The organism is Acetobacter tropicalis (genome assembly GCF_030644465.1).
In the GTDB taxonomy this organism is placed as follows: domain Bacteria; phylum Pseudomonadota; class Alphaproteobacteria; order Acetobacterales; family Acetobacteraceae; genus Acetobacter; species Acetobacter tropicalis.
The window spans coordinates 670,351-685,173 of sequence record NZ_JAUYUW010000001.1; the positions used below are offsets into that span (position 1 = coordinate 670,351).

10 protein-coding genes and 1 riboswitch are annotated in these 14,823 nt (G+C 59.0%); of the genes, 4 read left to right on the forward strand and 6 right to left on the reverse strand.

Annotation, left to right across the window (positions count from 1 at the left end):
- Positions 1-115 precede the first annotated feature (115 nt).
- The 4 genes from QWU00_RS02990 to QWU00_RS03005 all read left to right on the forward strand — a co-directional run bounded on the left by QWU00_RS02990 (position 116) and on the right by QWU00_RS03005 (position 7,162).
- Positions 116-3,460 carry an efflux RND transporter permease subunit gene (locus QWU00_RS02990; protein WP_052051294.1) on the forward strand — a complete coding sequence of 1,115 codons (3,345 nt, stop codon included), beginning with the start codon at positions 116-118 and terminating at the stop codon, positions 3,458-3,460.
- 92 nt (positions 3,461-3,552) lie between these two features.
- Positions 3,553-3,792, forward strand: a complete 240-nt coding sequence (locus tag QWU00_RS02995) for a DUF3297 family protein (protein ID WP_035379533.1) — start codon at positions 3,553-3,555, stop codon at positions 3,790-3,792.
- Positions 3,793-3,894: 102 nt separating this feature from the next.
- A complete protein-coding gene (locus QWU00_RS03000) occupies positions 3,895-5,154 on the forward strand; it encodes an NAD(P)/FAD-dependent oxidoreductase (protein WP_035379532.1) in 1,260 nt (419 codons plus the stop codon).
- A gap of 871 nt (positions 5,155-6,025) precedes the next feature.
- The gene (locus QWU00_RS03005) at positions 6,026-7,162 is read left to right on the forward strand and encodes an MFS transporter (RefSeq protein WP_231551648.1); all 1,137 of its coding nucleotides are present in this window, start codon (positions 6,026-6,028) and stop codon (positions 7,160-7,162) included.
- Between the two features lie 73 nt (positions 7,163-7,235).
- Here QWU00_RS03005 and QWU00_RS03010 read toward each other — a convergent pair whose 3' ends face one another.
- The 6 genes from QWU00_RS03010 to ribD all read right to left on the reverse strand — a co-directional run bounded on the left by QWU00_RS03010 (position 7,236) and on the right by ribD (position 14,532).
- On the reverse strand, positions 7,236-9,830 hold the full coding sequence (locus QWU00_RS03010) for an MMPL family transporter (RefSeq protein WP_035379530.1): 2,595 nt from the start codon (positions 9,828-9,830) through the stop codon (positions 7,236-7,238).
- A gap of 112 nt (positions 9,831-9,942) precedes the next feature.
- A complete protein-coding gene (locus QWU00_RS03015; RefSeq protein ID WP_035379528.1) occupies positions 9,943-10,983 on the reverse strand; it encodes a lysylphosphatidylglycerol synthase domain-containing protein in 1,041 nt (346 codons plus the stop codon).
- A 52-nt stretch (positions 10,984-11,035) separates the two neighbouring features.
- The gene (gene ribH, locus QWU00_RS03020) at positions 11,036-11,518 is read right to left on the reverse strand and encodes a 6,7-dimethyl-8-ribityllumazine synthase (RefSeq protein ID WP_006558368.1); all 483 of its coding nucleotides are present in this window, start codon (positions 11,516-11,518) and stop codon (positions 11,036-11,038) included.
- Positions 11,519-11,564: 46 nt separating this feature from the next.
- Positions 11,565-12,908: a bifunctional 3,4-dihydroxy-2-butanone-4-phosphate synthase/GTP cyclohydrolase II gene (locus QWU00_RS03025; RefSeq protein ID WP_052051292.1), complete on the reverse strand. Its 1,344-nt coding sequence runs from the start codon at positions 12,906-12,908 to the stop codon at positions 11,565-11,567.
- On the reverse strand, positions 12,893-13,495 hold the full coding sequence (locus QWU00_RS03030) for a riboflavin synthase (protein ID WP_035379525.1): 603 nt from the start codon (positions 13,493-13,495) through the stop codon (positions 12,893-12,895). The genes QWU00_RS03025 and QWU00_RS03030 overlap by 16 nt, the downstream gene beginning before the upstream one ends.
- On the reverse strand, positions 13,480-14,532 hold the full coding sequence (gene ribD, locus QWU00_RS03035; RefSeq protein ID WP_222942037.1) for a bifunctional diaminohydroxyphosphoribosylaminopyrimidine deaminase/5-amino-6-(5-phosphoribosylamino)uracil reductase RibD: 1,053 nt from the start codon (positions 14,530-14,532) through the stop codon (positions 13,480-13,482). Before ribD ends, QWU00_RS03030 begins: the two co-directional genes overlap by 16 nt.
- A gap of 101 nt (positions 14,533-14,633) precedes the next feature.
- A riboswitch (FMN riboswitch) is annotated at positions 14,634-14,783 on the reverse strand.
- Positions 14,784-14,823: the final 40 nt, after the last annotated feature.

The window sequence follows — 14,823 nt, forward strand, 5'->3', positions numbered from 1 at the left end:
CAGATTGGTATTTTCGTTGCTTAGTTCCAACATTATGCTGCACGAAACTGACATAACGGTTTACTCCGGCCCAGCGGGCCGGAAAAAGCCGTCCCTCACGTAAGGAAGACCCCGCTTGTCCATCTGCCGACTTTTTATCATGCGGCCTGTCGGCACTATTCTGATGGCCATGGCTTTTGTGTTGGCTGGCGTGTTTGCCTACCGCGCCATGCCTGTGGCTGATCTGCCCAATATTTCCGTGCCGGTGATCTATGTTGTGGCCTCCCAGCCCGGCAGTTCGCCGCAGCAGATGGCCAGTTCCCTCACCACCCCGCTTGAACGGCATCTGGGCCAGATTGCGGGCCTGACCAGCATGCGCTCCGATTCAACGGACAAGGATGCCTTTGTCCTGATGTTCTTTGATGACAGCCGTGACATCAACGGGGCCGCGCGTGATGTAGAAGCCGCCTTGCAGGCCGCCCGGCAGGACATGCCCAACACGCTGCTGATGCCGCCGCAATATTACAAGGCCAACCCGTCTGACAGCCCGATCATGCTGGCGGCCATGACATCAGACACACGGACATCCTCCTCCCTGCGGGATCTGGCCGAGACGCGACTTAAACCCCTTCTTTCCGGCGTGAAGGGGGTGGGCTGGGTAGAACTGGTGGGGGCATCCAAACCTGCGGTGCGGGTAGAGATGAACCCCCTCCTGCTCTACAAATATGGCGTGGGGTTTGAAGACGTCCGATCAGCGCTGGCCTCTGCCAACGCCAACACCCCCAAGGGCTTTATCGAGTCCGGTGGACAGCGTCTGACACTTGAAACCAATGATCAGGCCCGGACAGCAGAACAGTATCGGGAACTGGTAATCGGCTACCGCAACGGGCGGCCTGTGCGGCTGACGGATGTGGCCAAGATACGCAATGGCCCGCAGGATGAGCGTAAGGCGGGCTGGTATAATGACAAACCGGCCATTATCACGGTCATCCGCCCGCAACCGGGTGCTAACGTGATTGAAGTCACGGATGCCATCCGCGCGCGTGCTGAAATTCTCAGTAACGCCCTGCCGTCGGATGTTTCGTTCAAGCTGGTGTCAGACCGCTCTGTCTCCATCCGTGGCGCGCTGGTTGATACGCAATACACGTTGCTGATTTCGGTTCTGCTGGTTGTGCTGGTAGTGCTGGCCTTTCTGCGCAGTTGGCGTTCCACGCTTATCCCAGCCATTACCGTGCCCATCTCTCTGGCCGGATCTCTGGCCATCATGCATCTGCTGGGGTTCTCGCTGGATACCCTCTCGCTGATGGCGCTCACCATCGCTACCGGCTTTGTGGTGGATGACGCCATTGTGGTGGTAGAAAACATTGCCCGCCACATGGAAGCGGGCATGAGCCGCATGGAAGCAACACTTCTTGGCTCGCGCGAGATTGCGTTTACCATTCTCTCCATCACCATTTCCCTGATCGCGGTTTTTCTGCCCCTGCTTCTGCTGGGGGGCGTACCAGGCAAGATCTTCTTTGAATTCGCCATGACGCTGACAACAGCCGTCACGGTCTCTTTCTTCCTGTCCATCTCGCTCACCCCCATGATGTGCGCTTACATGCTGGAAGTGCATCATGAAGGCGCACCCAAGCCTTCCGGCGGCAATGTTCTGGTACGCATGGCGTCTCTTCTGGCCGATGCCACGGACAAGGGGCTGGAATGGCTGATGCGCGGCTACACGCGCTCGCTCCGGTGGGCGCTGCGGCATCCGTGGCTTATTTTTTCCTCTCTGCCGCTCAGCTTCTTTGCCACCATCGGCATTCTGATCGTGATGTCCAAAACCATTCTTCCGGCTGAGGATATTTCTCTGATCCAAAGTTATCTGAGCACGGATCAGACCAGTTCCTTCACCGCCACCTCGGCCAAGGCCCGCAAGGTAGTGCAGGCCATGATGGCTGACCATGATGTTGAAGCCGTTCTGGGCTTTGCAGGGGAGGACTCCGCTAATAACGCGGAAGTCTTTGCACAGTTGACGGACAAAGCGGGCCGCACCTCAACCCCGGAGCAAATTGCCGCTCGCGTGCGGGCGCGTGTGCGCGATATTCCTGGCCTTACCGCCAGCATTTCCAACGCGGGGGATATCAACGGCGGCGGCCAGCGCCAGCATGAAGGCACCTACACTTACATTTTCCAGAGCGATAATGATGAGGACATTTACACTTGGGTGCCGCGCCTGACGGAAGTGCTGCGCAAGAGCAAGGTTCTGGTTGGCGTCAACAGTCATCTCTCTGGCAACGGCACGGCCATGCATGTGCTGATCCAGCGTGATACCGCAGCCCGTTATATGGTAACGCCCCAGTTGATCGGGAATGCGTTATATGATGCCTTCGGGCAGAGAACGGCCTCGGCCATATCCACACCGCTGACGACCTATTACGTGGTGATGGAAGTTGAGAAATATTTCCGTGAAAATCCCGATACGCTCAAAACGCTCTGGGTCTCCACCGCAGGCGGCACGGCGTCCGGCGCCATTGCCTCCAACACCGTGCGCGTCAAAAAACCGACAGACGCTTCAACATCGCAGGCCGTCACCCTGAGCGAACAATCCTTCCGCAACGCCATTGCCAACCGGCTGGCAGGCGGTGGTGCCGGCGCTTCCAACGGGTCTGCTGTGTCCTCTTCCTCTGAAACCATGGTGCCGCTCCCCACCGTGGCGCGGCTGATCACCACCCCCACACCGCTGGAAGTCAGCCACGAGAACGGGTTTATCTCCGGCTCCATTTCCTTTGACCTCGCCCCCGGAAAATCTCTGGGCGATGCAACATCGGAAATTCAGAAGGCCATGGTCGGCCTGCACACTCCCGTTGCCTTGCACGGAGATTTCTCCGGTCAGGCAGGGGACATGAAGAAAAACATGATCAATGAGCTGCTGGTGTTTGTGGCAGCATTGGCCACCATGTACGTCACGCTGGGTATTCTGTATGAAAGTTACATCCAACCGTTAACTATTCTCTCCACCCTGCCCTCCGCCGCTGTGGGAGCCATGCTCACACTCTGGATCTGTCGGGAACCGTTCTCCCTGATCGCCATGATTGGCGTTATTCTGCTGGTGGGTATTGTAAAAAAGAACGCCATTCTGATGATTGATTTTGCCCTGCATGTGGAGCGGGAGCAGAACCTGCCGCCGCAGGAGGCCATTTATCAGGCGTGTATTACCCGCTTCCGCCCCATTCTGATGACAACCCTTGCCGCCGCCTTTGGTGCGGTGCCCCTTGTGTTTGGCCACGGTTATGGCTCTGAACTGCGCCGTCCGCTGGGCATTGCCGTGATAGGAGGGCTGGCCACAAGCCAGTTGCTTACCCTGTATTCCACGCCGGTTGTCTATTTGTTCATGCACCGCTTTAGCGCCTGGACACGCCGTAAAGCTGGGGCGGTACGCAACCGCTTTAGCCGAATGCGCCGACCAGATGCAGATATCGCGTCCTCCCGCCCTTCCTGAGGGGATGCACCCTGCGGTAAGTCACATGGCCATTCCGGCCAAAAGCCGGTAAGACACGAGCCATTCATCCAACCAGACAAGGATAAGACACCATGTCAGCCGATACCGTGCCCGATCGCCTCTCTGTCAATCCGGAAAGCCCCTTCTTCAATGGTGACCTTCTGGAACGCGGGATTGGCGTACGCTTCAAGGGCGTCGAAAAAACCAATGTGGAAGAATACTGCATCAGCGAAGGCTGGGTGCGGGTGGCCGTTGGCAAGACAGTTGACCGCCACGGCAACCCCCTGACCATGAAACTTCAGGGTCCGGTGGAAGTTTGGATCAAGGACTGAACTGCTCTGAGCACATACCACATCGACAATTAAAGAACTTAACTAATAATCGATGTGTGTTAATTTAATTGTGTAAATATGACAGCGTCCAGGGAGACATACATGGCCCAGCCTGAAACCGGCACCAAGCCGGACCTTCGCTACACCGTTGTTATCGTGGGGGGCGGCACTGCCGGCATCGCGGTTGCGGCCCGTCTTCTGCATGAACGCCCCAGCCTTGATATTGCTATTATCGAACCCTCCACCACCCACGCCTACCAGCCGGGATGGACACTGGTAGGGGCCGGGGCCATGACCCTGAAAAGCACCCTGCGGCAGGAAGGCGGGCTTATTCCCTCCGGCTGTACGTGGCTGCGTGTCGCTGCCGCCTCCTTTCAGCCTGATGAAAATCGGGTAACGCTGGAAGACGGGCGCACCGTGACCTACAATCGTCTGGTGGTCTGCCCCGGCCTGCAACTGGACTGGGACAAGATTGAAGGCCTGAAAGAAACGCTGGGCCGCAATGGCGTATGCAGCAACTATTCCAAGGAAACGGTGGAATATACCTGGACATGCATTCAGTCCCTGGCTGGCGGCACCGCCCTGTTCACCCAGCCGCCCATGCCTATCAAATGCGCGGGGGCTCCGCAGAAAATCGCGTATCTGGCATCTGACTACTGGCGCAAGCATGGCACGCTGTTCCGCACCAATGTAGAATTCTGCCTTGCCGGGGATGCCCTGTTTGGCGTGGCGTATTATCGTCCGTCCCTGCAGGAAGCCGTTGATTATTACGGCATCAACCTGCAGTACAAGCACAATCTGGTTGCTGTAAACGGTCCGGAACGCAAGGCGACATTTGCCGTCACCAATGCGGAAGGCCAGACCGAGCATGTGGTGAAAGAGTTTGACATGCTGCATGTCACCCCACCGCAGAGCGCGCCGGACTTCATCAAGCAGAGCCCGCTGGCCAATGGTGGCGGTTGGGTAGATGTGGACCCCACCACCCTGCAACACACCAAATACCCCGCCATTTTCGGGCTTGGGGACGTTATCGGGACGTCAAACGCCAAGACCATGGCCGCAGCCCGCGCCCAGACGCCCGTTATCACCAAAAACCTTCTGGCCTCTCTGGATGGCAAGCCCCTGACCGGCGCGTACGATGGCTATGGTGCTTGCCCGCTGACCGTAGCCTATGGCAAGGTTGTTCTGGCCGAGTTCCTGTATGGCGGCAAACCCGCCCCCAGCTTCCCTTACGATCAGCGCAAACCCAGCCGCTTTGCCTGGTTCCTGAAGTCCACCGTGTTCCCGCGCGTGTACTGGGACATGATGCTCAAAGGGCGCGACATCACGGTGCCGCACCATCCGGACTGGACCAAGTCCTGATAGAATACTGACTCAAAGCGCCTTTTTCCTTCGGGAGAGAGGCGTTTTTCAGAGGTTGCCCTACGCGGCAGGCGCATCGCTCCCAAAGCCCATGCTGCGCACAAATCTTAAACGCGCCACTATTTCACAAAATCATTCACTGTATCAGCGGCCTTATCGCACTCCGTCTTCCCTTAAGGTTGGAGGTGGGGAACTTCGTCGCGCGGCACGGCGCACACCGTAGAGGGACATGAGAGAGATAAGGACCAACAAGGCTGTTTCAGGCCTCAAAAACGGTTTTGCCGCCACAATACGATGCCATTCCAGCAAAAGAGGCAACGCTTCTGGCGTAGAGGGGACATCCGCGCTCCGCTTCTGATTTTTGAGATAAGCCCCTAAAAAACGGGACTGAAAAGGCTGACAGAGAGTTATCAGCCGTTACTGCTCCTTCCTGCTCTCCTGATTTCCGCTTCCACAACATCGGCCTGAAACATTTGCGTTCAGAAAACGCTGATGGATATGAGCGCGGCATCACCGCGTTTTTCGCTTCGCGCCTGAAGAGGGGGAGAACCAAAGGGAAAATAAGGTACATACGCTGATCTTATGCTGCCACATCCGCATAGTGCACTCTTTTTCCTGCCAAATGCCGCCTGTCAGAGCCGTCCTTCTCTTCACTTGCCCACTGACACGGGCATAATGATGCGCTCACCCAGCCTCCATATGCGTGCTACAGGGCCACGCCACCCCTCTCCATTTTTCTTCTGCTTCGTGGATCCTTCGTGACCTATCAGACTCTCTTTCTCTCCCATTCTCCTCCTCTTTCCGTTCCCCAACGCCCAGAGCAGCAATTATGCCGGATGGGTGGTGCAAAAAACCGGAGGTATGTTCTGTCATGATGGCACGGCTGATTGTGCTCTCTCTGGGCGCGTTTGTGTGGCAGGTGACGGAAATCCTGCCTATCGGGTTGCTGACAGATATCGCCCATGGGCTGAATGTCTCGGAGGCTCAGGTGGGTATGCTGGTTACGGGCTATGCGTGGCTGGTCGCCCTGACTGCCATTCCGTTGACCATTCTGACATCCGGTATGGACCGCCGCTTTCTTGTTGCGCTGCTTCTGGCTTTGGTGGGGGCCGTAAACCTGCTCTCAGCCATGGCGCCCAGTTACACCCTCATGGCGCTGCTGCGCATTGTGCTGGCGCTGGGGCATGGCGTGTTCTGGTCCATTATTTCCGGTCTGGCCGTCAGGCTCGCGCCCGAACTCCCCATTGCGCGCGCAACGGCCATCGCTTTTACGGGCGTTGCCGTTGCATTTGCGGGCGGTATTCCTCTGGCCTCCGCCATCGGGCACTGGGTTGGCTGGCGCGCTGCCTTTTCCCTCAGCGGGGTTCTGGGCGTGGTGGTGCTGGCGGCTGCACTGGTGTTGTTGCCGCCGCTCCCCAGTGCCAAGCGGCATATTGATATCCGCCACCTGATACGCCAGCCCGTATTGCGCTACATCGCCCTGCTGACTGCCTGCGCCGTCACCGCCCATTTTACCGCCTACACTTACGTGGTGCCGCTCCTGCAAACGCTGGCGCATGCGCCATCAGCCCAGATTCCGCTCATGCTGCTGGTATTTGGCGGAACCGGCATTCTGGGCAACTGGGTTGGCGGGCGGCTCCCCTTCTCTGCCGGGCGAACAGTCGGGTTTTCCCTGATCGGCCTTGTGGCCAGCTTCGGGCTGCTGGTGCTTTCCGCTCAGTTCAATGCCGTGGCGTGGGTTGATCTGACCCTGTGGGGCATGGTTTCCGCCCTTATGAATCTCGGTCTGCAAAGTTACGCACTGGAACTGGCCCCCAGCCAGCACGAAGCGGCCTCCTCATTTTGCGTCACGGGCTTTAACGCCGGTATTGGCACAGGCGCGCTGGTGGGAGGCATGGTGCTTTCTGGTGGCGGGGCCATAGCGGTTATGGTCTGTGGAGCCGTGCTGGCCTGCGTGGCCTGGGTTGTGCTGCAAAAAAAGCCGCAGCGCCAAGCCGCTTCCTCCTGAACTCGTCCGTAAAAAAAGGCTCCTTCATGGAGCCTTTTTTACGCACAGCCTGATGGCTCGGGGCAATCAGAGCTTATTCCTTATCAATATCCCGCTTGGGCAGCAGAGCAGGCACAAACACCAACGTTGCCAGCAACGTGCAGCCCAGAGAGAGCAGCAACAGCCGCCCCATGCTGGCCGTGCCAGGGTGATGGGAAAGTGCCAGAGAGCCAAACGCGGTGCCTGTTGTCAGGGCAGAGAACAGAACAGCGCGCGCAGTGGGAGACGCCAGCGGGTGCTGCACACCATCCCGCCAGTTCATGACGAAATAGATGTTGAAAGACACCCCAACGCCCAACAGCAGCGGCAGGGCGATGATGTTGGCAAAGTTCAGTGTTTCCGGCAGCAGCACAATCAGGATCACCGTCATGAGGGCGGAAAGCATCAGCGGGGCCAGCACCAGCGCCATATCCCGGATACGGCGCAGAGCCAGAAAGAGGATCAGCGCGATCATGACAATGGCGGCAGCCGCGGCCTGTTCAAACGCCCGCACGATAGAGCGCGCGCTCTCCACAATATCCACGGCTGTCCCGGCAATATCTGGCGCTTCCTTTTGCAGGGATGTCACAAACTTGCGGAGCGCCCCACTGTTGGACATCACACCATTGGGGTGCACTTCCACCAGCGCACGGCCATCGGGCAGCAGGTAATCATCCGCCAGTTCAGGCGGCACGTCTTTCACCGTGACCGGCTTTGCCTGAAGCATCACGCGCAACTGATCCAGTTCCTGCGGCAGGAAGCGCACCAGCGCCGTGTTGGCATCCTGCACGATCTGGTCAGATGACGTGGCAAGTTTCGCCAAAGCCGCCTGAATACGACGGAGCGGGTCCTGCTGCGGCAGCTTATCCAGAATACCGCCAAGAGCCGTGGCCGTGTTCTGCGCGGCATCCCGCAGCGCCTGCGCATCCGGCGCTGGTTTGGGAGACGGCACAATCAGGGTGGGCAACAATACCGTCGCGGCGTCCTGAATCAGGGCGAGTTTTTCATCCTGCTTTTCCGGCACGAAGGAACCCAGCCACATGGCATCATGCACGCCGGGCACTGCGGAAAGACGCGCAGCCTGCGCCTTGGCTTCATCCAGAGATTTCACCAGCAGTTCCGCACTGTAAGGCGAAGACTGCGGGTTTGTCATAAGCAGATGCAGCGCCTTCATCCCCTCAGAATTGGGGTTCTTCGTGTGCAGCGGGTCACCATCAAATTGCAGGCGCGGCACAAGAGCCAGCCCTGCCACAGCTACGGCGCCAAAAATACCCAGCAGAATCTTGCGGTGGTGACGGATTTTCACATCCACCGGCTGCATGAAGGCATAGCCCATGCTCGGGCAATCCAGCGGCGGATGAAAGATTTTCAGCAGGGCCGGAAGAAGGCTGGTGGTGCAAACAAACGCCACCATCATGCCAATGCCGGCAATTAGCCCAAGCTGGGCCACACCCAGAAAAGCGGTGGGCGTAAAGGCCAGAAACCCGGCGGATGTTGCCAGCGCAGCCACCAGAATCTGGTGCCCGGTTTCATCTCCCGTTTCGGCCAGCGCGGCCAGAATGCCCTGCTCGCTTTCTCCATTCTGGTGCTGGGCCCGGAACCGGACCGAGAACTGAATGGCAAAATCCACCGCTATCCCGACAAACAGAATGGCGAACGCGACCGAGATCAGATTAAGCGTGCCGACCGCCAAGGCAGCAAAACCGGTGGTCAGCAGCAGCCCCACAACCAGCGTAAGCACAATAGGCAGCACCACGCGCCAGGAATGCACGGCCAGCGTCAGCCATAACGTCACCAGAGCCAGAGACCCCAGTAACCCCGCCACCATGCCTTCGGCCACGGTGGCAAATTCCTCGTCATCAAGCTGCACCTGGCCGGTGAGATGCACCTTTACATGCCCGTTGCGCACAAACTCCAGAGACTGCGCCGCCTTGCTCATGGCATCCGCCGCTGCGCCACCCGGCTGGAAGGAGCCGTAATCCAGCTTGGGCTTGGTGATGACAAACTGGTAACGCCCGGCCAGATCGGACAGCTTGCCCCCCAGCAGTTGCTCCCACGAGAGAAGCTGCGGGTGCCCGGCCGCCGCTTTTTCCATATTGTCAGCAAAGCCGGAAAGCGCGGTCTGAAAGCCACCCAGATCCGCCTGCCCCTGCTTCACGCCCTCGGCGATAAGGGAAAGGGTGCCAAACAACCCACGGGCAGAGGGGTCCTGCGCCAGAGCGGACAGGAAGGGCTGGGCCGTAATGGTGTCATTCAACACCTGGGAAAGCGGCTGCGGGTCCAGAAACATCAGGCCGTTGCGCACCAGATACGGGTTTGCATCCGGTCGCTCGGCAAAGTTGAAGTGGGTGTGGTCGGCTCCAAGCCGCTCCGCCAGCAGGCGGGCGGTCTCACGCCCTTCCTCCGGCAGGTCGGCCTCAATCACCGCAACCAGAAGGTTTTCTTTCTGCGGGAACAGTCGCCCCATTTCATCAGACCGCTGTTTCCACTCCAGCCGGTCAGAGAGCATCTTGCTGGTATCTGTGGTGACCCCCAGAAAATTCATGCCCGCAAAAACGGCACCACCCGAGAGAATGAAGAACAGGGCGACCACAGCGTAAGCGTGACGGGCGCAGAATGTAATGAAACGACCTATGGGTGCGGAGAGCATAGCTGGCGATCAGTTCCCAAAAATTCACGGCGCAAGGCCAAAAGCTGTTTTCGTTTGGCCCAACCGCCCCGCTTCATGCAAGGGATGATGTCAAAAGCAGGCACGTCCCGCGTTACAGACCAGAACGGGAAAGAGGATTTTTACCCACAGACTGAGCGCAGGATGCGGGCCGTTCGGCCCCTTGTGCGGGGGTATCCCACCTGTGTTCAAGCACCTGCCACAGGCAAAGGGACGGCACACCCCATGCAATTTCTCGCACACGTTTGATCAGGGAAAGCGCAATGGCGACGGGGGGCGCCACGCCAAACAGGCTGCCCACCAGAATATAGCCGCCTTCAGAAACCCCAAGGGCGCCGGGCACGGCAAAGCCTGCGGATTTTGCGGCCTCACCCACGCCCTCAATCACGAAGCCAACGGCCAGAGAGCGGTCATGACCCAGAAAATGCAGAATCAGGCACACTTCCACCGCGCCCAGCGCCCATGCCAGATACTGAAGGATCAAAGCAGAAACGGCGTTCCGCTTAACCTTGTAAAGGCCGAGCACTTCCTGATGCAGCCCGCGTATGCCATCCACACCGTTCCAGCCAAGATGCCCCGCGATTTTCACCAGCAGCACCTCAACAAACGCCACGGCCCCCAACCACTGGCTGGCGAACACCGCAAGCCCGATGGCCAGCGCCACCAACGCGCTTTCCAGCAGCTCATCCGTCACATGGGAGCGTTTGACCAGAAACAGCAGCAGGCCCAGCCCCACGAAGGTGAATAATACCTGACTGAGCAGTTCGAGCGTGAGATCACAGATGGTCGCGGCGGCTACCTTGCGTGTGCCTAGTCCACGCTTGGCCAGCAGGCGGCTGGACCACACCTCTCCCCCAACCTGCGCAACAGGCAGAAGGTTGTTAATTCCCTCCCGCACGCAGCGAAGGGCAAAATAATCCTGCCAGGAAAGGGGAGAGCCATGTTTATGGCCCGCAATGGTGCGCCACGCCTGAGCAGAAAGCGCAACCTGAACCGTATGAAAGACAATGGCGGCCAGTACGCCCCAGCCGCCCGTCATCACCAGAGAAAGGATGGAACGAGCGCCGAACTGCATCAGCATCCAGACAGTCAGCCCCAGTCCCAGAAGACCTGCGATGACGGTAACCCGCTTCATTCTTCCCCCTGCTTTTTCAGGGCCGCACGCTCACGCTGCGCCCCTGTTCTGATCAGACCTTAATCTGACGCAGCAAAGCAAGTGACTCCACACACGCAGCGGCCGCTTCACGTCCTTTGTTATGAATGTCATCGCGGGAGCGAAGTTCCGCCTGCTCATCGGTATAGGTGGTCAACACCCCAAACGCGATGGGCACTTCCGTCGCCAGAGAAGCCTGCATCAAGCCCATGGTGGTGCCCAGACTGATGAATTCAAAATGCGCCGTATCACCCTTGATCACGCAGCCAAGGCAGATCACGCCTTCATACCGGCCGGATTTTGCCAGTGTCTGCGCCAGCAGTGGCATCTCGAATGCGCCGGGGGCTGCAAAAATATCGTTCTCACCTACGGTAATATTGTGCTCGCCCAGCCACGCAATGGCGCCATCGCGCAAGCCGCCCGTCACGTCCTCATTAAAGCGGCTGACAATCAGGGCCAGACGCGGGGCGGGAACCAGATTGAGGTCCGGCAGGGAAACCGGAATCCGTGTGCTCATAAAATCATCCTTGCTTTGCAGACAGTCTCAAATTCAGGCGGCCGGTTCAGACCGCCGCGCTGACCGTGGCGTCACTCACGGAAAAGTTACTCAGCCGATGCCCCATGCGTTGCCGCTTGGCGTGCAGATACGCCCGGTTGAAGGGGTTAACAGGTGTTTCCAGCCCGATTCTCTTGCGCACCATGAACCCACGCGCTTCAAGCGCGCGCACCTTGTCCGGATTGTTGGTGAGCAGATCAAGCTGCCCCACGCCCAGATCACGCAGAATGGCGGCGGCGGATGTCCAGTCCCGCACATCGGTTGCAAAACCCAGCTTGTGGTTGGCATCCACCGTATCCAACCCGGCGTCCTGAAGTTCGTAGGCGCGAATCTTGTTTACAAGCCCAATGCCCCGGCCTTCGTGCCCACGCACGTAAACCAGCACTCCGGTTTCCGCCTGCCCTATGGCTTTCAGGGCTGCGTGCAACTGCGTGCCGCAATCACACCGCAAGGACCCCAGCGCATCGCCCGTCACGCATTCGGAATGCAGCCGCACCAGTGGCACAGCACCGGGCGCTGCGGGGTTACCCTTCACCAGCGCCACGTGCTCCACATCCTGCGCATCTCGGAACGCATGGATCACCAGATCTTCCCCGCCATAGGCGCTTGGCAAAGAGGCTTCCGCCAGATCCGCCAGCGCTTCTTCCGGCAGGGCATCTGCCACGGGTGCCGGGTCCGTAACATCAGAGGCCAGTGGCTTCAGCCCGTGCGCACTGATCCACCGCACCAGTTCCGCAATGGAGATGATGGGCATGTCATGGGTGCGGGCATACACTTCCAGTTCCGGACGGCGGGCCATGGTGCCGTCCTCATTCAGAATCTCGCAGATCACGGACGCAGGGCGCAGCCCCGCCAGCTTGAGGAGATCAAGCGAGCCCTCCGTATGGCCAATCCGTTCCAGCACGCCACCGGGGGCCGCACGCAGCGGGAAGATGTGGCCCGGTGTGGCCAGATCAGCCGGAGTTGAGGTTTCAGACGCAGCAACCTGCACCGTATGTGCCCGATCAGCTGCGGAAATGCCGGTGGAAACCCCTTCCCGCGCTTCAATGGAAACCGTGAAGGCCGTGCTGTGGCGGGCCGTATTATCCCGCACCATCATGGGCAGGCCCAGCCGCTCCACCTGTTCCGGCATAAGCGGCAGACACACCAGCCCCCGCGCATGGGTGATCATGAAGTTCATGGCCTCGGGCGTCATGAACTCGGCGGCCATCACCAGATCGCCTTCATTCTCACGGTCTTCATCGTCCGTCATGATAACCATGCGTCCGGCCCGCAGGGCTTCAACCGCCCGTGCCAGCGCCGCAGAGGGAAGAGCAGGCACCACAGCCGCCCCTTTCACTTTGTCTGGCATAGAACCTCCACGTATTTTGCAATCACATCCACTTCCACATTCACGGCATCTCCCACGGAAAGGGTGCCAAGCGTGGTGTGGGTCCAGGTATGGGGGATGATCATCAGCGCAATAGAAAATACGCCGTCTTTCACGTCCCCAATCTCGTTCAGGGTCAGGCTGATGCCATCCAGTGTGATGGAGCCTTTTTCCACCATGTAGCGGCGCAGGTTTTCCGGCACCTCAAACACCACGCGGCGGGCATCGCCCGAGGGCGTACACTCGGCAAACCGCGCTGTGCCATCCACATGCCCTTGCACAATATGGCCTGAAAGCCGGGTGGCAGGGGTTACGGCGCGTTCCAGATTGACACGGCTGCCAGCCTTGAGCGCCCCAAGGGTGGAGCGATCCAGCGTTTCACTGCTGATAAAGAACCGCGCCACGCCGGTTGCCGCAGGTTCAACTGCTGTCAGGCACACGCCATTCACGGCAATACTTTCGCCTTCAGCAATATCTGTGAGCCCCGTATCCACTTCCACCATCAGGGATTTGTCTCCCGGTTCGGCTTTCAGAACATGGCCAAGAGAGTCTACTATTCCGGAAAACATGCTTGCTCCTGCGTGCACCGAGCCCACTCTGGAAACAGAGCAAGCGGTGTGACATCATGACGGGTTGAAACGGTGTAATGGTCCACCCCCGCGGCGTTCTGGCGAATGGTCAGCCAGTCGTCCCACAAATTCAGTTCTTTCAGGGCGGCCAGAAGTGTTGGCCCGGCCTCCACCAGCACCCACAGGGCATCTGTCTTGGCCAGCAGGGCGGGAAGATCGGCACAGGAGCGGCAGAACAGAACATCAAACTGCTTCTGCCGTTCGGCCAGCCAGTCTTCCGGTGTGTGCGCCTTCTGGCCACACACCACCAGCAGACGGCGACGGTCCGCGTAATCAGGCACATGCCGCACGGTAAAGGCCGGGTTATCTGCCATAACAGTGCCCGTGCCTGTCACCACGCCATCCGTAGCGCGGCGCAGCACATGCGCGAATTTCAGAGATTCGGGAGAAGTGAAGGTTGTCTGCCCTTCAGGCGGCACCATTGTACCAGCACTGTTCACGGCCTGCTTGACCGTAATCCACGGTCTGCCTTCCGTCATTTTACAGGCAAAGGGGGCAAGTAACGCCTTGCACAGAGAAAACAGTGCTGCCCCGTTTGCGCTTTGGGCCAACCAGTGCACGGTAACGCCCGCTTCTGTCAGGCGCGCTCCGCCACCGCCCGCAACAGTGGGGTTGGGATCTTCACTGCCGATCCATACGGTTTTCACAGGAGACTCAAGCAAGGCTTCCGTGCAGGGGCGTGTGCGTCCGATATGATTACACGGCTCAAGCGTGACCACGGCTGTCCGCACACGGTCAAACACACCAGCCTGCTTCGCCTGTTCCAGTGCAAGACGTTCAGCGTGCAGACCACCCGCCTTGTGGTGGGCCGCAGCGCTCAGCACCTCGCCTTCCGCATCCAGCAGCACGCACCCTACGGCAGGGTTAGGCGCTGTCTGACCCAGATAGCGACATGCTTCTGCCACAGCCGTACGGAAAGCCTGCCCGACCTGTTCAGGCACAAACACTGGCGCAAAGTGCGAAGGATTTTCCTGCAACGCCCTGACTCCATTATCTGCCTTGACCACACCAGACAGACTCAGGGCATACAGCGGCTTTCACCGCCTGCCGCCTTCCATACAGAAAGGGCAGACGCCGCCATCGTTCTCTCTCATCCGGACTATCACCGTCGGCTCCGGAATTACACCGGATCTGCTGACCCTGCCGTAGCAGGCGCTCGCGGGCTTATGGCAGGCTGACCTGACCACTTACCGCCGGTAGGGAATTGCACCCTGCCCTGAGAACGTCACACCCGCCAGAAAAGCGGCTGCACTTCGTATGATGGGGAT